Genomic DNA, 17,926 nt, shown 5'->3' on the forward strand with positions numbered 1-17,926 from the left:
TACGCCGAAGCCCGTCAGCGAGCGACCTCACCTGCGGTCGCTCAGTGCGTAGGCCGCCTCTCCCTTGGGTCGCCGATCACCAGCAACGCTGAGGCCATGGGCGCCGAGCGCCCCAGTACAGTCGGCCGATGGTCGCCAGGAGCATCGCGTCGTGCCGCACCTCACGAGTCCGGGTGGCGCTGGCTGTCACGGCGGTCGTGGTGCTCGTCGCCTCCGGGAGCGCTTCCGCGACCGATGCAGCACCGACCCAGTCCCGCGCTCAGCGCAGCGCCGTGCCTGCCGAGCCAGTGCTGCAGGCGGTTCCCAGGGCGGTCTGCGGGCCCAACGCACGCCAGGAGACCGGGATTCAGGGCCGGATCAGCCGAGCGGACCACGTGAGTGGCCTGGCCGCGAAGGGGCTGCAGTGCAACGCCGAGCTCGTCGGCAAGCACACCCAGGAGAAGGTCGGGGTCGACGGCACGATCGTCGGCACCGTCGGTGGCTACAAGGTCCTGCGCTACAAGGACAAGCAGGGCAACGAGTGCGCCTACTACGACACCTCGCTGCTGCCCCCGACCAACGCCGGCGATGGCAACCTCGGCGTACGCGTGCTCGACATGAACGACCCGAAGAACCCCAAGCTCTCGATGGTCCTCGACTCGGTCGCGATGGTCTCCCCGCACGAGTCGCTTGTCCTCAGCGAGAAGCGCGGCCTGCTGATGGCGGTCGCCGGCAACCTCGCCCAGGCCGCACTGCCGGGGATCGTCGACATCTACGACCTCGAGGGCCCGCTCGGCTGCTCCGTCCCGATCCTGACGTCGTCGACGCCCCTGGGCATCTTCGGCCACGAGAGCGGGCTCGCCCCTGACGGCAACACCTTCTACTCCGCGTCGTTCTCGACCAAGACCGTCGTCGCCCTCGACATCAGCAATGCCTCGCTACCTGTGATCCTCGGCTACATCCCGGTCAACTCGCACGGCCTGTCGATCTCCCAAGACGGCATGCGGGCCTACGTCGCCAAGGACGCCGCCTACGTCGCCGCGGACGGCGACACCGGCGACTTCGGTCTCGGCATCTACGACATCAGTGACTTCCAGAACCGCAAGCCCAACCCTGTGGGCCGGGAGATCTCCTCGCTGACCTGGAAGGGCATCAGCATTCCGCAGAGCACTGTGCCGATCACCATCAAGGGCAAGCCGTTCGTCCTCGAGTCCGACGAGTTCGGCCCGGGCGCATCCCGACTCATCGACATCACCAACGACGCGACGCCGTTCGTCATCTCCAACCTTCGCTTGCAGGTGCACCAGGCCGACATCCGCAAGGCCAACCCGAGCATGGAGGACGACCCGGGCGTCAACACGCCCTTCGCGTTCGCGCAGGACTACACCGGCCACTTCTGCAACGTGCCGACCCTGGTCGACCCGCCGATCGTCGCCTGCAGCATGGCGGTCTCGGGCCTTCGGATCTTCAACATCGAGGATCCGTACCACCCCTACGAGGCCGCCTACTTCACGGCGCCGGTGCAGACCAGGGCCGTTCCGGAGGGCTCCAACTGGGCGTACTCGATGCCGGCCTTCGTGCCTGAGCGCAAGGAGGTCTGGTACTCCGAGGCCTACACCGGCTTCTACGCCGTGAAGCTCACCAACGGCGCTTGGCCCGACGCACAGGCAGCCCCGTCCGCGCCAGTGGTACCGCCTGTCGCTCCGCCGGCGGCTGCCCCCGCCCCCACCGCAGGAGGCAACCTGGCCGCGACCGGCCCGATCCCCTGGCTGCCGATGGCCGCGTTCGGCGTGCTCGTGCTGGCCGTCGTCGTCCGCCACCGGCGCACCGCCTGAGCGGCGGTCGGTTGCTGAACCGTCGGTGATGCTCAGCCAGGCGCAGGACGCTCACACGCGGACCGGCGTCGCGTCGTACACCTGCATCTCCGGCGACGAGGTGGCCAGCGCCGTGAGGGCGGTGACGAAACGTCCGGACTCAGGGAGGTCGAAGTGAGCGCGGAGCGAGGCCGCGTCGTCCCAGATCTCGTGGAACACCAGGCGGTGCGCGTCCTCGACATCGACCTGCACGGAGTGCATGCGGCAACCCGCCTCGAGCCGCGATCGTCGTACGTGCTCGAGGGAGAGGCGCAGGGCTTCGTCGAGGGAGTCGGCCGCGACACGGACCGAGCCGGTCACGAGGATCACCGGGCTGACCGGAAGGCGGCCAGCCCGGCGCGGGCCGTGCCCTGGACCTTGCCGCGCACGACTGGTGTCCAGCCGAGCAGCAGGCCCGGTGTCCCCAGGGCCTGCCGCGACCAGCCCCAGAAGCCAAAGTCGTCGCGCTGCTCGACGACGAGGCCGTCGCGGAAGCGGAAGGTCGAGCGGACGTCGTTGACGACGGGTCGGCCGGTCTGGGCGAAGGTGTAGTGCGCGATCCACCGGGCGGACCCGGTCGTCTCGTCAGCGGAGCACTGCGGCAGCTCGACGGTGAGGTCGGCGGAGCGCGACGTCAGCATCCGCCACATGTCCGCCGGCTCGCCGTCACGCAGGCCCTCGAAGACCGGGTCGGTGAAGGTCGCGTCGGGTGCGTAGAGCGTCGCCATGGCCTCGCCGTCACGGCGATCGAAGGCGGCGTAGAAGTCCCGCAGGGCCTGCTCGTTGGGATGCATGGCGGCACCGTACGCGGGCCGGGTGGTGTCAGGAGTAGCGGAGGAGGGTGCCGCGGGCGAGCGGGCCGAACAGCAGCGTCGCGACGTCGGGCACCTCGTCGGCGGCCATGCCGAGGGCCGGCGCGACCGCGGCCCGCTCGAGCTCCTCCGACGACAGCAGCAGCGCGGGCGGGTCGGTCACCGAGCCCGAGCGGCAGTCCCCGGTCGTCACCCCGGGCGAGGCCGCCTCGAACTCGTCGCAATAGCCGTCGCGCGGCTCGTAGGTCGGCTGGAACGGTCGGACCGGCTCGCCGATCAAGCCGTCGCACTTCGGACCGCTGTCGTCGACGTACTGCGGCTCGTCCCCGGGCTGGAAGCCGTTCTGGTCCTGCACGACCTCGAGGGTGATGTGCAGGCCGGGCTGCAGCCCGCCAAAGGTGTCCTCGGCGAGGGCGTTGGTGCGGGTGATGCCGTCGAGCAGGCAAGGGAAGCCGGGGGCGTAGCGGGCGTAGGCCTGCAGCGACGGAAGTGAGTCCTGGGACAGCCGCACGAGGCGCTGCTCGTTCTCGCGGAGGAAGGCCTCGGTCTCGTCGGAGAAGGCCGCGGTCGCGTCGAGGAAGCCCGACAGCTCGTCCTGCTGGTCGACGACCGACCGGCTGGAGAACGACAGGTCCTCGATGACCGACAGCAGGTCGGGCGCGGCTGCGTCGAGGGTGTCTGCGAAGTCGGCAAGCCCCCGGAAGTCCTGCTCCAGCGTGGGCAGCGACGGGTTGAGGTCGCGCAGGTAGGCGTCGAGCAGCTCGAGGTTGGCGCCGAGCCGGTCGCCCCGGTCGCGCAGCGCGGACGACAACGCGCCCAGCGTCGTCGACAGCTGCTCGGGCTTCAGGGTGCGCAGCAGCGGGAGCAGGTCGTCCACCACGCGAGCGGTCTCGAGCGCGGTCGACGAGCGGTCCTGCGTGATGACGTCGCCGTCGGCCAGCCGGTCGGCGGAGGTGCCGGGGACCAGGGCCACGAACTTCTCGCCGAACAGCGTCTTCGGCAGCAGCTGCGCGGTGACGTCGCCCGACAGCTGACCGATCATCGAGCGGTCCAGCTTGAGCTCGAGCTCTGCTCCGTCGTCGGTCGCGCTGACCTCGGAGACCCGCCCGACGATGAGGCCGCGGGCCTTCACGTCAGCGCCGGTCGTCAGCTGGTTGCCCGCCCGGTCGGCGCGCAGCAGCACGGTCGCCTCGTCGGCGAAGCGCTTTGTGTAGAGCGCGACCGTGGTCCAGACCAGCAGCGCGATCACGACGAGGAAGACCAGGCCGAGGACCCGGCGGCGGACGAGGGCGGCGCCGCGCGCGATGGGGGCGGACACCTCAGCGCAGCCCGGACAGCACGGTGCGCGTGAAGTCCACGAGCCGATCGACGGGGTAGTGCTCGGGGTCGGTCAGCATCAGCCGGGCTGCTCCCTCGGCCAAGGTGAAGACCGAGCGGGCGAACAGGTCGGCGTCGAGGCCGGTCGGCCCGCTGCGGTGCGCGAGGCCCCAGTCGGTCAGCGCCGACAGCTGCCCCAGCATCGTCGCGCGGTGGGCCCGCACCCGCACCCGCATCTCCTCCGGGGCGCCCTCCGGTGGCAGCAGGATCACGCGCCAGGTCGCCGGGTCGTCGCGGATGGCGCAGAGGTACGCCGAGATCCCCGCGACCAGCAGCTCGTCCGGATCCGCGTCGCCGTCGGGGATCGACGGGAAGACGGCGGCCAGCTGGGTGAGGGCCCGTGCCTCGGACCGGTCGGCGAGCGCCATGAGCAGCTCGCCGCGGTCGGCGAAGACGCCGTAGACGACCGGTCGGGTGACGCCGGCCTCCTTCGCGACGCCGTCGACGGTGACCGCGTGGAAGCCGCGCTGCAAGGCGATCGCGAGGGCAGCGTCGAGCAGCTGCTCGCGGCGCTGGTCGGCGGGCAGCCGGGGCGCGTAGGGGCGCTTCGCGGGTGTTGCCACGGTCACACCGCGCATGCTACACAGGTGTTGCTACATGAGTGTAGGAATTGCGACAATCCGGAGGAACGGATGACCGTCAGCACCACCGAGCAGGAGCTTCCCGCGCACGTCGGGGTGCTCGTCGTCGGGACCGGATTCGCGGGCATCGCCACGGCGGCCGCGCTGCTGCGCGCGGGTCGGCGGGACTTCGTGCTCCTCGAGCGGGCCGGGTCCGTCGGGGGCACCTGGCGCGACAACAGCTATCCCGGCTGCGCCTGCGACGTGCCCAGCCGGCTCTACTCGCTGTCCTTCGCGCCCAACCCCGACTGGACCCGCGCCTTCTCCACCCAGCCCGAGATCAAGGCCTACCTCGAGCGGACCGCCCGCGAGCAGGGCGTCCTGCCCTACTGCCGCTTCGACGCCGACCTCGAGCAGGCCCGGTGGGACGACAACGCCCAGCACTGGGTCGTCACGACCAGCCGCGGCACCCTGACTGCCGACGCGATCGTCGCCGGCACGGGCGGGCTGTCCAACCCCAAGCTCCCCGACATCACCGGCATCGACAGCTTCGCCGGCACGATGTTCCACTCCGCGCAGTGGCGCCACGACCACGACCTCACCGGTGAGCGCGTCGCGGTCATCGGCACCGGCGCGAGCGCGATCCAGTTCGTCCCGCAGATCCGCAGGACCGCCGGCCACGTCACGGTCTTCCAGCGGACCGCCCCGTGGGTGCTGCCCCGTCGCGACCGCGCCATCAGCCGCCTCGAGCGCGCGCTCTACCGCCGGGTCCCGGCGCTGATGCGGCTGCCCCGCTTCGGCATCTACGCCCTGCACGAGCTCTACCTCTATGCCTACGCCTACCAGCAGCGCATCCTGCCGCTGGCCGAGCGGGAGGCCAAGCGCCACATCGCTCGGGCCATCCCCGACCCCGAGCTGCGGGACAAGGTGACTCCGACCTTCCGGCTCGGCTGCAAGCGGACCCTGCTGTCCAACGACTACTACCCGGCGCTCGCGCAGCCCAACGTCGACGTCGAGACCAACCGCATCGTCGAGGTCCTCCCACACGGCGTCGTCACCGAGTCCGCCGACGGCGGCCGCACCGTCCACGAGGTCGACACCATCGTGCTCGGCACCGGCTTCGCCATCACCGACCAGCCGATCGGCCACCACATCGTCGGCCGTGACGGCCGCAACCTCGCCGAGCACTGGGCCGCCACCGGCATGCAGGCGCTGCACGGCACGACAGTCGCGGGCTTCCCCAACTGGTTCCACCTGATGGGCCCGCACACCGGGCAGGGCCACACGTCCGCCGTCTTCATGATCGAGCAGCAGGTCGGCTACACGATGCAGGCCCTCGCCGAGCTGCAGAAGCCCGACGTCGCAGCCCTCGAGCCCACCCCCGAGGCCGTACGCCGCTTCGTCGGCACGGTGGACCGGCGGATGACCCGCACCGTCTGGGCCCGCGGGGGCTGCTCGTCGTGGTACCAGGACGACCACGGCCGCATCACCACGCTGTGGCCCACCTTCACCTTCCTCTACAAGCGCCAGGTCGCGACCTTCCCCGTCGCCGACTACGTCGTGCACGCCCCCCGCCGCGCGGACATCGCCGCGTGAGGGCGGGACTGCTGCTCGCTGCCGGGGCCGGTGCGCTCTCGCTCGCCGTACGCCGGGCCGAACGCGCCTACGCCGCAGCCGTCGCCTCGGACCCGCGGGCGGCCGACGTCGCCCCCGTCAGGCCCGACGAGGTCCGCACCGTGACGACGCCCGACGGCACCCGGCTGCACGTGGAGCTGTCCGGTCCCGTCGGTGCGCCCGTCGTCGTACTGGCCCACGGCTGGACCTGCGCGACGCCCTTCTGGTCGGCGCAGGTGCGCCGGCTGCGGGCCGACCACCGGGTCGTCGCCTACGACCAGCGTGGTCACGGACAGAGCACCGGCGAGCACGCAGCCTTCTGCACCGACGTGCTCGGCGACGACCTGCAGGCCGTCCTGCAGGCGTTCCTCGGCGACGGCGAGCGGGCCGTCCTCGTGGGTCACTCCATGGGCGCGATGTCCATCGCCGCCTGGGCCGGGCGTCACCCCGAGGAGGTCGGGCGCCGCGCCTCGGCGGCCGTGCTGCTCAACACCGGGCTCGACGGGCTGTCGTGGGAGAGCACCTTCCTGCCGGGCCGCGGGCGGCTCTCCGGTCGGGCCCAGCGCGCCCTGCTCGCCCGCCCCGACGCGCTCATCGGCCCGGTGTCCCTCACCGCTGCCGGCCTGCGCCACCTGGCCTTCGGGCCCGGCGCCAGCCCGGCCGCGGTCGACCTCGGCACCCGGCTCATGCGCCAGACCGACCGCCGGCACCGCGCGGCCTGGGCGGACGTCATGGGCGACCTGCACCTGCTCGCCGAGGCTCGCTCCCTCACCGTCCCGACGACCGTGGTCGCGTCCGACCGCGACCGGCTCACCCCGCCGGTCTACGCCCGCCGCTTCGCCGCCGAGCTGCCGCAGCTCGTCGAGCTGGTGGAGCTCCCCGGCGTCGGTCACATGTCCCCGCTCGAGGCGCCCGACACCGTCGCCGCGCTGATCCGCACCGCCGTCCGCGAGAGGGCAGCCGCATGAGCCGCAGGACCTCCCCGAGCGTCGCCGGCAAGGTCGTCGTCATCACCGGAGCGGCCCGCGGGGTCGGGGCCGAGCTGGCCCGTGCCCTCACCGCCCGGGGCGCCCGCGTCGCACTGCTCGGGCTCGAGCCGGCGGAGCTGGCCGCCCTGTCGGCCGCGCTGCCGGGCAGTGCGGCGTACGACATCGACGTGACCGACGCCGATGCGCTCGACGTCGTGGCCGCGAGGGTCGTCGCCGACCTGGGACGCGTCGACGTCGTCGTCGCCAACGCGGGCATCGCCGCTGCTGGCCCGCTGCTGCTCGCCGACGTCCGTTCCTACGAGCGTGTCCTCGAGGTCAACCTGCTCGGCAGCATCCGCACCGTGCGGGCCTTCCTGCCCCACGTCGTCGCGAGCCGCGGCTACGTCCTGCAGGTGGCTTCGCTCGCCGCCATGGCCCCGGCCCCGGTGATGAGTGCCTACTGCGCGAGCAAGTCCGGGGTGGAGGCCTTCGCCCACTGCCTGCGCGGCGAGGTCCGCCACCACGGGGTGGAGGTCGGTGTGGCCTACCTCGCCTTCACCGACACCGACATGGTGCGCGGCACCGACGCCGTGAAGCCCTTCGCCGAGATGCGCCGGCAGATGCCCGGTCCGTTCGGGCGGACCTACCCGCTGGCGCCCGCTGTGGAGCGCCTCGCCGACGGCGTCGCGCGCCGCAGCGCCCACGTCTACGCGCAGCGCTGGCTGCGCGCCGTCCAGCCGGTGCGCGGCCTGCTGCCGGCCCTGGTGGCGCGCGCGGCGAAGGACCTGCCTGCGCTCGAGGCCGAGCTGCGGCAGGCTGGGCCTTCGGCCACCACCCCGGTGGGCGCCGGCGGCAGCGCCGACAACGCTGCCGCGATCGCGTCAGCCCGCCCAACGACGAGGTAGGTCCCCGTGCAGCTCATCGCCCCCGCCGACCAGATGTTCGTCGTCCCCGAGACCAGGGAGACGCCGATGCACGTCGGTGGGCTGCAGCTGTTCGCGCTGCCGCCTGGGGCGGACGACGACTACGTCGCGCAGGTCTACCGCCAGGTGCTGCAGACCACCGCGATCGCGCCTGCCTTCCGCAAGCGGCTGCACCGCTCCGTCGCGACGCTCGGGCAGTGGACCTGGGTCGACGACGAGGACGTCGACCTCGAGCACCACGTGCGGCTGTCGGCGCTGCCGAAGCCTGGCCGGGTCCGCGAGCTGCTGGCGCTGGTCTCGCGGCTGCACGGCACCCTGCTCGACCGCTCCCGTCCGCTATGGGAGGCGCACCTCATCGAGGGCCTCGAGGGCGACCGCTTCGCCGTCTACACCAAGGTCCACCACGCGATGATGGACGGCATCTCCGCGATGCGGCTGCTCGAGCGGTCGATGTCGACGGACCCCGACGAGCGCGGCATAGGTGCGCCCTTCGAGGAGCGGCCGTCGACGCGCACCAAGGCCCCTGGTGGGGGGCTGCTGTCCGTGCCCGGTGCGGCGCTCGGCACCGTCACCGACCTCGTGGGGCTGACGCCGCGGATCGCGCAGATCGCGGTCGACGCGCTGCGCCGCCAGTCGGCGACGCTGCCCATGACCGCACCGAAGTCGATCCTCAACACCACCATCTCCGGCAGCCGCCGCTTCGCCGCTGACGACTGGCCGCTCGCGCGCATCAAGGCCGTGGCCAAGGGCGCAGAGGCCACCGTCAACGACGTCGTCCTCGCCATGTGCTCGGGTGCGCTGCGCCGCTACCTCGTCGACCACGACGCGCTGCCGGGGTCGTCGTTGACCGCGATGACGCCGGTGTCGCTGCGGGCTGCCGACGACGAGGGCGGCGGCAACGCCGTCGGCAGCATCCTGTGCAGCCTGGGCACCGACCTCGACGACGCGGAGGAGCGGATGCAGCACATCCAGGCGTCGATGCGGGCCGCGAAGCAGACACTCTCCGGGCTCAACCAGACCCAGGTGACGGCGCTGTCCGCGGCGGTCATGGCCCCGCTCGCGCTGCAGATGGTGGGCGCCCTCGGCAACGCCGCGCCGCCGCCGTTCAACATCATCATCAGCAACGTCCCGGGCCCGTCGAAGAAGCTCTACTGGAACGGCGCGCGGATGGTCGGCCACTACCCGCTGTCGATCCCCACCCACGGGCAGGCGCTCAACATCACGGTCACGTCCTACGACGGCGACCTGCAGTTCGGGCTGACCGGCTGCCGCAAGTCGGTGCCCCACCTGCAGCGGCTGCTCACCTACCTCGACGAGTCCCTGGTGGAGCTGGAGAAGGCCTTTACGCAGTGACCGAGCGGGTCGAGCAGGTCCTCGCCGCCCTGTCCGTCGCCGCCCGCGCCCGTCTCACCGCCGGGCTCGACCTCTGGACCGTGCCGTCGGTGCCCGGGGTGCCGGAGGTCCGGGTCACCGACGGGCCCAACGGCGCCCGGGGCAGCGCGCTGCTCGGTGCCGGGAGCGCCACCGCGCTGTGCGTCCCCTGCGGCACAGCGCTCGGGGCCTCGTGGGACCTGGCCCTGGTCGAGGAGGTCGGGGTGGCTCTCGGGGAGGAGACGCGGTCCAAGGACTGTCGGGTGCTGCTCGCCCCGACGGTCAACCTCGTCCGCCACCCGCTCGCCGGCCGCACCTTCGAGTGCTACTCCGAGGACCCGCTGCTGACGGGGCTGACCGCCGCGGCCTTCGTCACGGGCGTGCAGTCGCGCGGCGTCGCCGCGACCGTCAAGCACCTGGTGGGCAACGAGGCCGAGCACGAGCGCACCTCGATGTCGTCGGTCATCAGCGCCCGCGCGCTGCGCGAGCTCTACCTCGTCCCCTTCGAGCACGCCGTGCGGGCCGGGGTGCTCGCGGTGATGACCGCCTACAACAGGGTCAACGGCACCTGGTGCAGCGAGGACGCCTGGCTGCTGCGCGACGTGCTGCGTGGCGAGTGGGGCTTCGACGGAGTCGTCATGACCGACTGGTTCGGGGTCGGGTCGACGGTCGCCTGCGCCGAGGCCGGCGTCGACCTGCAGATGCCCGGGCCCGACCGCTTCTACGGCGTGCCCCTGGCGGCGGCCGTCGGGTCGGGCGAAGTCGACCCCGCGCTGCTCGAGGCGATGACGCGGCGCTGGCTCACCCTCGTCGACCGCCTGCGGGCCTGGGACGACGAGCCTCGCGGGGAGTCCTCGGTCGAGCTCCCCGACCACCGCGCGCTGGCCCGCCGCGCCGCGACCGCCGGGACCGTGCTGCTGCGCAACGACGGGGTGCTGCCCCTGGCCGCTCCCGGCCGGGTGGCGCTGATCGGCACCGGGGCCGCCCGCCCGCACGTCATGGGTGGCGGCTCGGCGCAGCTGCGCCCGCACCGCGTGACCCCGCTGCTCGACGTGCTGCGCGACCGGCTCGGAGACGACGCGGTGCTCTTCGCCCGCGGCCCGGACACCGACAAGACGGTCCGGCCGCTCGTGGCGACGACGCAGGTCGAGGTGCGCTCCGCCGACGGCCGCGTCGTGACGAGCACCGTGCAGGACGACCTGCGCTGCCTGTGGTTCGGCGCCCCGGCACCCGGCGTCGACGAATCGGCCTTCACGGTCCGTGCGGTCGCGACGCTGCGCGCGGAGGAGAACGGCCCGCACGAGCTGACCCTCGTGCAGGCCGGTCGGGCGACCGTGTCCGTCGACGGGGTCATCGTGCTCGACGGCGTCACCGACCCGCCGCCGGCCGGCGAGGCGCTGTTCGGCCTCGGGTCGGTCGAGCTGACCGCGACCGTCGAGCTCGTCGCCGGACAGCAGGTCGAGGTGGTCCTCGACTACAGCGCCGAGGCGTCGTTCATCCTGCACGGCGCGGTCGTCGGGCTGCGCCACCCGCGGCTCCGCGACCCCATCGACGAGGCGGCGTCCGTCGCCGCGCAGGCCGACGTCGCCGTGGTCGTCGTCGGCACCAGCGAGGAGTGGGAGAGCGAGGGACACGACCGGGCGACGATGGACCTCCCGGGGGACCAGGACGAGCTCGTACGACGGGTCTGCGCCGCCAACCCGCGCACCGTGGTCGTCGTGTGCGCCGGCGCCCCCGTGACGATGCCGTGGGTCGACGACGCCGCCGCGGTGCTGCTGCCGTGGCTGGCCGGGCAGGAGGCCGCCGAGGCGATCGCGGATGTGCTGCTGGGCGATGACGAGCCCGGCGGGCGGCTGCCGATGACCTTGCCGGTGCGGCTCGAGCACTCCCCGGCGTACCCCTTCTTCCCAGGGGACAACGACGAGCACCTCTACGGCGAGGACCTGCTGGTGGGCTACCGGTGGTACGACACCCGGCGGCTCCCGACGGCCGGTGCGTTCGGCCACGGGCTGTCCTACACGTCGTTCGCGTGGAGTGGGGCCGCGCTGTCGTCGGCGACGTGGCAGCCGGGCGAGGACCTGGTGGTCAGCGTCGACGTGACCAACACCGGTGACCGGGCCGGGTCGGAGGTCGTGCAGGTCTACGTCGAGCCCGGCGCCTCGCGGCTGACCAGGCCGCGGTGCGAGCTGCGCGGCTTCGCCAAGGTGTGGCTGGAGCCGGGAGAGACCCGTCGGGTCGAGGTTGTGCTGGGCGACCGGGCCTTCGCCTACTGGGACCCGGGCTCGCCGACCGGGGCAGCGCTGCGGGAGCGGCTGAAGGAGAGCGCGCTCGTGCCCGCCGAGGCCGGGCCCGAGCCGCGGGCGACGGCCGGTTGGTGCGTCGACGACGGCCAGCAGCATGTGCTGATGGCCCGCTCGGTCGACCGGGTCGAGGCCCGGCTGCCGGTGACGGTGAGCGCGTCGGGCACAGTGCTGCGATGACCACACGCGCCCTTGTCCTCGGTGGTGGCGGACTCGCCGGCATCGGCTGGGAGATCGGCGTGCTCGCCGGCCTCGCCTCGGCCGGGGTCGACGTCCGCGAGGCCGACCTGCTCGTCGGCACCTCGGCCGGCTCGGCCGTCGCCTCTCAGCTCGGCCGCGACGCCTCGCTCGAGGACGTCTACGCCGAGCAGCTGCTGCCGCCCGACGGCGAGATCGCGGTGGAGTTCGACATCGCGACGATCGGGATGGCCTTCCTCGCCGCGATGGAGGGCGGGCCGACCCAGCAGGAGCTGCTCGCCCGGGTCGGGCGGATGGCCCTCGACGCCGACACCCTGCACGAGGCCGACCGGCTCGCCGTCATCGCCGAGCGGCTGCGGTCGCATGACTGGCCGGCGACCCGGCTCCTCGTCACCGCGGTCGAGGCGACGACCGGCGTCTTCCGCGCGTTCTCCGCCGACGACGGTGTGTCGCTCGTGCAGGCCGTCGCGGCGTCGTGCGCCGTCCCGATGGTGTGGCCGCCCGTGACGATCGGCGCGAGCCGCTGGATGGACGGCGGGATGCGCTCCTCCACCAACGCCGACCTCGCCGCGGGCCACGACCGGGTGCTCGTCGTCGCGCCGCTCACCGTGCCTGCAGGGTCACCGGTGGGTGCGGGGCTGGAGGACGAGGTCGCCGATCTCGAGTCCGGCGGGTCGCAGGTCGTGGTCGTCAAGGGCGACACCGAGGCGCTGCGGGCCTTCGGCAGCAACCCGCTCGATCCGGCGACCCGCGGGCCGTCCGCCCGGATCGGCTACGCCCACGGCGTCCGCGTCGCCGACCAGGTCCGCACCCTCTGGACCCCCTGACCCCAGGCACCCACCCCCAGCGACTCCCGACGCCCCGATTGGGTGGCTTTTCTCGGTGTGTCGAGGCTCGCCACGCCGAGGAAACCCACCCAATCCCCTGGGGGGAGGTGCGCGGGGGAGCGGCGGGGCGGGCCGCGCGGGCGGGGCGGGGTCAGCGGCGGCCGCGGCTGCGGCCGCCTCGGGAGCGGGTGCGCGGGCGCGGGGTCGGTGCGGGCGGGGGCTCGGACTCGAGCGGTGGGAGCGGCTCGGGGTGCGCGACCGGTGGCCCGGACAGCAGCGGCTCGAGCTCGCCGACGACGACGAGCCGCTGGGTCGCGCGGGTGAGCGCGACGTAGAGCGAGCGCATCCCGGCGACCTCCGACAGGGCCTCGTCCACGACACCGGTCGGTGAGACGACGACGCACCCGTCGTACTCCAGGCCCTTGACCTGCCAGGTGTCGACGACGGACAGGCGCGGGTCCGGCGGCAGCTGCGCCCGCACGGACTCGCGCAGCGAGAAGGGCGTCACGACCCCGACGGTGCCGCTGACCGCGTCGAGCAGGCCGGCGACCGCGGCGGCGAGGTCGTCGGTGACGACGGGCTCGATGCCGTTGGAGCGGACCGCGGCGGGCGGCACGGCGGAGGGATCGATCCGCGCGAGCAGCCGGGCGGCGACCGCCGCGATCTCGGTCGAGGTGCGGTAGTTGGTCGTCAGCGTCGCTTCGCGGACTCGCGACCGGCCGATCGCCTCCTGCAGCGCCGCCCGGACCTCGGTGACGTCGGGCCAGGCCGACTGCGCCCAGTCGCCGACGATCGTCCACGTCGCGCCGCGGGCCCGACGGCCGAGCATCCGCCACTGCATCGGCGTCACGTCCTGCGCCTCGTCGACGACGACGTGGGCGAAGGTGCGGTAGTCGAGCTCACCGGCGATGTCGCGGGCGCTCTGCGCGGTGCGGTCGGCGAAGGTCGTGACGCCGTGCTGCGACGCGAGCTCGTCGAGCTCGGCCAGCTCGTCCCAGTCGTCGTCGGGGTCGGCCTCGGGGGGAGGTGGCGGCCCGCAGAGCTCCATCAGCTCGTCGAGCAGCGCCGCGTCGGCAGCCGACAGCGACGTGCCCCACGCGAGGGCAGCGACCTCGTCGTCAGTGAGCGTGCCCTTGGCGAGCTGCGCGAGCGGGAGGCGCCCGGCGCGCAGGGCGTCGAGGACCGCGGTCGGCAGCAGCACCGGCCACAGGTCCTCCATCGCCCGCTGGAACTCCGGGTCGTGGCGCAGCCACAGGCCGAAGTCCTCGCGGTCGTCGGACTCGGTGCGGGTCGCGCCCGGCCGCCGCTCCCACGCGCGCCAGGCCGACTCGACGACCTTGCCGACGTAGGCGCTGCGGCCGGCGTTGGCGCTGCGCTGGTTGCGCGCGACCTCGGTGCGGCGGCGGCGCAGCTCGTCGGCGCTGACGACGAAGGCCGTCCCGAAGCGGTGCAGCTCGAGGTCCTCGACCCGGGAGGGGTGGGCCAAGGACGAGACGGTACGACGCAGCACGCGCGCCATCCGCGACGATCCCTTGACGGCGGTGCTGGCCGGTGGCTCGTCGAAACCCAGCTCGTAGCCGCGCGGCAGCTGCGGGACCTCGCCGAGCGACGACAGCCGCACCGACGTCTCGCCCAGCGCCGGCAGCACGGCGCCGATGTAGTCGACGAAGACCTTCGACGGGCCGACGACGAGGACACCGCGGCGACCGTAGAACTCGCGGCGGGCGTACATCAGGTAGGCGACGCGGTGCAGCGCGACGGCGGTCTTTCCGGTGCCGGGCCCGCCGGTGACGACGAGCGCGCCGTCGTCGGGGGCGCGCACGGCCTCGTCCTGCTCGCGCTGGATCGTCGCGACGATGTCGCGCATCTGCGGGCCGCGCTCGCGTGACACCGCGGCGAGGAAGGCGCCGTCACCGACGACGACGGTGCCCTCGAGGGAGTCGGCGAGGTCGGGCTGCAGCAGCTCGTCCTCGAGCCCGGTGACCGTGTCGCCCTTGGTGGTCAGGGTGCGACGGCGTACGACGCCCAGGGGGTCGGCCGCCGTCGCACGGTAGAACGCCGCCGCGGCCGGTGCGCGCCAGTCGACGACGATCGGCTCTTGGTCGGCGGTGCGCAGCCCGAGTCGACCGATGTGGTGGGTGTCGCCGTCGGCGTTGTCGAGCCGGCCGAAGACGAGGCCCTCGCCGGCGTTGTCGAGATCGGAGCGGCGGGCACTCGCGGCCAGCGCCGCGACGTCACGCTCGTACAGCGCCTGCGGGTTGCCGCCCTGCGCGCGGCCGAGGCTCTCGCGCTCGCGGGCGACGGCCTCCTGCCGCAGCACCTCGAGCCGGTCGACGGCACGGCGGACATGGGCCTGCTCGCGCGCGAGCTCGGCCTGGAGGTCAGCCGGGTGGCTGCTGTCGGTCGTCGGCGTGGTCGTCATGGAGCGGACCAGTCTGCCGGACGCGTCCTTCGGGTCGTGGCAGGCGGGTCGTGTCAGGCGCGGTCGAGCGGGTAGGGCGCGGGCGTGAAGCGGACGGTCGAGCGTACCGACGACGGTCGGTGGGTCGTGATCGACGGGCGACGCTGGCGGGCTACCGACCCTGCGATCCCCGAGGACGTCGCGGCCGAGCTGCGCCGCGAGTTGATGAGCGCGCGCCGGGCCGTCGGTGTTGCCCTGCGCTCCGGGGACGTCGACGAGGAGCGGGTGGCGCGCGACCGCGTGCACCGCGCGAAGACCGCCCTCGGCGAGCGCGGCGAGCCCTGGTGGGAGCAGGACCTCGCGCAGCGCCGGGCCCGCTGGGAGGCCGGACTCTCCAACGGTGCGCCCCGGGCTCGAGACCTCTGAGCCGACGCGTCTGCGGCTGCTCAGGCCTGAACTCGAGCCACGTGTGGTCGCTAGTTGATGACCGACCTTGGACGGTGCCGAGAAGGGCGACCCTCCGCTGCAGCGACGTCACGCGCGTCGTCACCACGCAAGGGCAGCACCGTCGTAGTTCCAGAAGCGGCCGGTGTCCTTCATCGTCAGGCCTTGGAGCACCTGCACGATTCCCCTCGCGCTGGTGACGGGATCGATGTCGGCCTCCTGGCCGCCGATGTTGGTGCGAACCCACCCCGGATGCACCGCGGCCACGACGACTCCCCGCGGCTCCAGGTCAGTGGCCAGGCACTGGGTCACCTTGTTGGCGGCGGCCTTCGAGGCGCGGTACGCGACGGTGTCCGACTTGGCGTAGGACAGCGAGCCCATCCGGCTCGTCACGACAGCCACCGTGGCCTCACCGGACCTGAGCAACGCAGGCAGCAGCGCCTGGGTGACACGCAGCGGACCCAAGGTGTTGACGGCGAGCACGTCGGCGAAGCCCTCGAAGTCCATGTCGCTCGTGGACTGCCGCTCCGGGCCAAGAACGCCTGCGTTGTTGATGAGAAGGTCGATGGCCCTGTCGCTGATCAGAGTTGCCAGGTGATCGACGGAGCGGGCGTCCGTGACGTCCACGACAGGCGCAGCAGCTCCCAGTACCTCCAGCCGCTTGGCATCGTCGGTGCTGCGCACCGTTGCCCAGACCTGTGCTCCAGCCGCGAGGTACAGCCGTACGAGCTCGAGCCCGATCCCACGCGCCGAGCCGGTGATGACGACGTTGATCTCGGACTCCTGATGAGCGGTGGGTCGGCGCTTGAGGCACGGTGAGGGTATGTGCCGCGCAGCCGCCAGAGCACGCTCCGTGCGTCAGGCCGCAGCGGTGCCGAGGATGGTGTGGAGGCGCTGGCTCGCAGCTGCTGCGGTGCGGGCCTGGCGCGGCGGGCGCGTCGGCAGGGGTGGTGGCCAGACGTGGTCGTTGTCGTGGTCGGCGGGTCGGAAGCCGCGTTGGTCGAGGAGCCGTCCGTCGCGTAGCCGAAGGGTCGCGCCGTCGTGGACGCGGCTGTGGCAGCTGCTGGTGCCGTGGCAGAGCGGGGCGCAGTTGACGAGGTCGGTGGTGCCGCCGTCGCGCCACCACAGGGCGTGATGCAGCTCGAGACGGTCAGCAGGGGCGTGGCAGCCGTCGGTCGCGCACTGCCACTGCCATTGGGTCATGCTCGCGAGCCACTGCGGGTGCGTGAAGACGCGGCTGCCCCGTCCGACGTCGAGCACCGCTGAGTCCTGGTCGAGAACGACCCGGGTCAGGGTCGCGTTGCACAGCAGCATGTCCAGCGTGGTCTCCGCGACCGCGCTCCCGTCGGGGTAGGTCGCGGGTGGGACCGGGTCCCCGAGCAGGTCTGGGTGCAGTGCGTCTAGGCCGGTGGTGTCGGTGTGCGGGAGGAGCTTCCCGTCGCGGGTGAACAGCGGCTCGGTCAGCGGGTCGGGGAGCCGGGCTCCGCTGTCGGGGCACGTGACCGGGACCCCGTAGAGGTCACGCTGGCTCTGATGCGCAGCCAACCGCTCCTCGGGCACAGTCACGACGACCTGAACACCGCGGCCTCGGGTGACGGTCTCGGTCCGCGACATCCAGGCGCTGGCGATCCCGACGAGCGCGTCGACGTCACGCTGCGCGGGGGTGCGGGTGTCCCCAGCGGTCTGGTCGTTGCGCCGCCACGCACTCAATGCTGCTTTCAGCACCTGCCCGCTGTGGGGGTCCAAGGTCCCGAGCAGGTTCCACATCCCCGCGAACCCCTCCGTCAGGGACGCCTTGCGTTCGGTGACCTTGTCGCGGTCCTCCTCCGCTGCCGGCTCCGGGGCGAGGGCACGTAGGCGCTTACCGAGCTCCCGCTGGAGCACGAGCGGGTCGGTGAGCTCCGCGAGGTCGCAGAACGCCTGCTCCTGCACGGCCAACCACTCCGGGGTGTTCAACGAGGTCCCGAGGACCCGCTTGTCGAGCAGGTCGAGCTGCGTCAGCAGCACCGTCGCGTGCGCCGCGGTGATCCGCGCCGACCGCAGCAGCCGCTCCACCGCCGGTCGTTCCCGCAGGCCCTTCGCGAGCTTCGCCCACCGGCGGGCCTCACCCGCACTCATCGGCGCGGACGTCTCTGTCGCGGAGTGTCGGGCGAGCCACGCCCACTGCGCCCGCGACCCGGTCTGCTGCCAGGTCTGCGTCGCATCCACGACCTGCAACCGGCCAGCGAGAGCGGCGGCGATCTCGGCCTGCATCGCGAGCAGCTCGTGCACATCCGCCGCAGCCGTGAGCCCGTCAGCA

At 72.9% G+C, this 17,926-nt stretch carries 15 protein-coding genes; 8 read left to right on the forward strand and 7 right to left on the reverse strand.

Features of this window, described 5'->3' with window-relative positions; genetic code table 11:
- Positions 1 to 128 precede the first annotated feature (128 nt).
- A complete protein-coding gene (locus Q8R60_00795) occupies positions 129 to 1,814 on the forward strand; it encodes a hypothetical protein (protein MDP3711004.1) in 1,686 nt (561 codons plus the stop codon).
- A gap of 51 nt (positions 1,815 to 1,865) precedes the next feature.
- Here the strand turns inward: Q8R60_00795 and Q8R60_00800 are convergent, their stop codons facing one another.
- From Q8R60_00800 to Q8R60_00815, 4 genes are read right to left on the reverse strand one after another with little or no spacing between them, the layout of a single operon-like run.
- On the reverse strand, positions 1,866 to 2,162 hold the full coding sequence (locus Q8R60_00800; GenBank protein ID MDP3711005.1) for a putative quinol monooxygenase: 297 nt from the start codon (positions 2,160 to 2,162) through the stop codon (positions 1,866 to 1,868).
- Positions 2,159 to 2,626 (reverse strand): nuclear transport factor 2 family protein, encoded by a 468-nt coding sequence (locus Q8R60_00805; protein ID MDP3711006.1) that lies wholly within the window; start codon positions 2,624 to 2,626, stop codon positions 2,159 to 2,161. Before Q8R60_00805 ends, Q8R60_00800 begins: the two co-directional genes overlap by 4 nt.
- Before the next feature lie 28 nt (positions 2,627 to 2,654).
- Positions 2,655 to 3,962: an MCE family protein gene (locus tag Q8R60_00810; GenBank protein MDP3711007.1), complete on the reverse strand. Its 1,308-nt coding sequence runs from the start codon at positions 3,960 to 3,962 to the stop codon at positions 2,655 to 2,657.
- A gap of 1 nt (position 3,963) precedes the next feature.
- Positions 3,964 to 4,584, reverse strand: a complete 621-nt coding sequence (locus tag Q8R60_00815) for a TetR/AcrR family transcriptional regulator (protein ID MDP3711008.1) — start codon at positions 4,582 to 4,584, stop codon at positions 3,964 to 3,966.
- 69 nt (positions 4,585 to 4,653) lie between these two features.
- Here Q8R60_00815 and Q8R60_00820 point away from each other — a divergent pair, with 69 nt between their 5' ends.
- Genes Q8R60_00820 through Q8R60_00845 form a run of 6 tightly spaced genes read left to right on the forward strand, consistent with a single transcriptional unit; the run spans position 4,654 to position 12,782 of the window.
- Positions 4,654 to 6,177, forward strand: a complete 1,524-nt coding sequence (locus tag Q8R60_00820) for an NAD(P)/FAD-dependent oxidoreductase (GenBank protein MDP3711009.1) — start codon at positions 4,654 to 4,656, stop codon at positions 6,175 to 6,177.
- Entirely contained in the window at positions 6,174 to 7,163 is a 990-nt protein-coding gene (locus Q8R60_00825; GenBank protein MDP3711010.1) for an alpha/beta hydrolase, read from the forward strand. Before Q8R60_00820 ends, Q8R60_00825 begins: the two co-directional genes overlap by 4 nt.
- Complete coding sequence (locus Q8R60_00830; protein ID MDP3711011.1) at positions 7,160 to 8,068, forward strand: SDR family oxidoreductase; 909 nt, start codon at positions 7,160 to 7,162, stop codon at positions 8,066 to 8,068. The genes Q8R60_00825 and Q8R60_00830 overlap by 4 nt, the downstream gene beginning before the upstream one ends.
- 6 nt (positions 8,069 to 8,074) lie before the next feature.
- The gene (locus tag Q8R60_00835) at positions 8,075 to 9,439 is read left to right on the forward strand and encodes a wax ester/triacylglycerol synthase family O-acyltransferase (GenBank protein ID MDP3711012.1); all 1,365 of its coding nucleotides are present in this window, start codon (positions 8,075 to 8,077) and stop codon (positions 9,437 to 9,439) included.
- Positions 9,436 to 11,937 (forward strand): glycoside hydrolase family 3 C-terminal domain-containing protein, encoded by a 2,502-nt coding sequence (locus Q8R60_00840; protein MDP3711013.1) that lies wholly within the window; start codon positions 9,436 to 9,438, stop codon positions 11,935 to 11,937. Before Q8R60_00835 ends, Q8R60_00840 begins: the two co-directional genes overlap by 4 nt.
- A complete protein-coding gene (locus tag Q8R60_00845; protein MDP3711014.1) occupies positions 11,934 to 12,782 on the forward strand; it encodes a patatin-like phospholipase family protein in 849 nt (282 codons plus the stop codon). Before Q8R60_00840 ends, Q8R60_00845 begins: the two co-directional genes overlap by 4 nt.
- Before the next feature lie 151 nt (positions 12,783 to 12,933).
- Here Q8R60_00845 and Q8R60_00850 read toward each other — a convergent pair whose 3' ends face one another.
- Positions 12,934 to 15,204 (reverse strand): AAA family ATPase, encoded by a 2,271-nt coding sequence (locus tag Q8R60_00850; protein ID MDP3711015.1) that lies wholly within the window; start codon positions 15,202 to 15,204, stop codon positions 12,934 to 12,936.
- A gap of 84 nt (positions 15,205 to 15,288) precedes the next feature.
- On the opposite strand from Q8R60_00850, the gene Q8R60_00855 reads away from it, so the two are divergent.
- Positions 15,289 to 15,609, forward strand: coding sequence for a hypothetical protein (locus Q8R60_00855; GenBank protein MDP3711016.1), 321 nt, complete (start codon positions 15,289 to 15,291; stop codon positions 15,607 to 15,609).
- 120 nt (positions 15,610 to 15,729) lie between these two features.
- On the opposite strand, the gene Q8R60_00860 is transcribed toward Q8R60_00855, so the two are convergent.
- Together Q8R60_00860 and Q8R60_00865 are read right to left on the reverse strand one after the other, a co-directional pair.
- The gene (locus Q8R60_00860) at positions 15,730 to 16,389 is read right to left on the reverse strand and encodes an SDR family oxidoreductase (protein MDP3711017.1); all 660 of its coding nucleotides are present in this window, start codon (positions 16,387 to 16,389) and stop codon (positions 15,730 to 15,732) included.
- Positions 16,390 to 16,485: 96 nt separating this feature from the next.
- Positions 16,486 to 17,926, reverse strand: a 1,441-nt coding sequence (locus Q8R60_00865; GenBank protein ID MDP3711018.1) for a DUF222 domain-containing protein, incomplete at its 5' end; no start/stop codon positions are given.

It is taken from the genome of Mycobacteriales bacterium (assembly GCA_030697205.1).
Taxonomy (GTDB): domain Bacteria; phylum Actinomycetota; class Actinomycetes; order Mycobacteriales; family SCTD01; genus JAUYQP01.

Bases quoted from the DNA above. Each gene is read 5' to 3' on its own strand.
- Q8R60_00795 (MDP3711004.1), top strand. From the start codon at position 129: ATGGTCGCCAGGAGCATCGCGTCGTGCCGCACCTCACGAGTCCGGGTG.
- Q8R60_00805 (MDP3711006.1), bottom strand. From the start codon at position 2,626: ATGCATCCCAACGAGCAGGCCCTGCGGGACTTCTACGCCGCCTTCGAT.
- Q8R60_00820 (MDP3711009.1), top strand. From the start codon at position 4,654: ATGACCGTCAGCACCACCGAGCAGGAGCTTCCCGCGCACGTCGGGGTG.
- Q8R60_00830 (MDP3711011.1), top strand. From the start codon at position 7,160: ATGAGCCGCAGGACCTCCCCGAGCGTCGCCGGCAAGGTCGTCGTCATC.
- Q8R60_00845 (MDP3711014.1), top strand. From the start codon at position 11,934: ATGACCACACGCGCCCTTGTCCTCGGTGGTGGCGGACTCGCCGGCATC.
- Q8R60_00850 (MDP3711015.1), bottom strand. From the start codon at position 15,204: ATGACGACCACGCCGACGACCGACAGCAGCCACCCGGCTGACCTCCAG.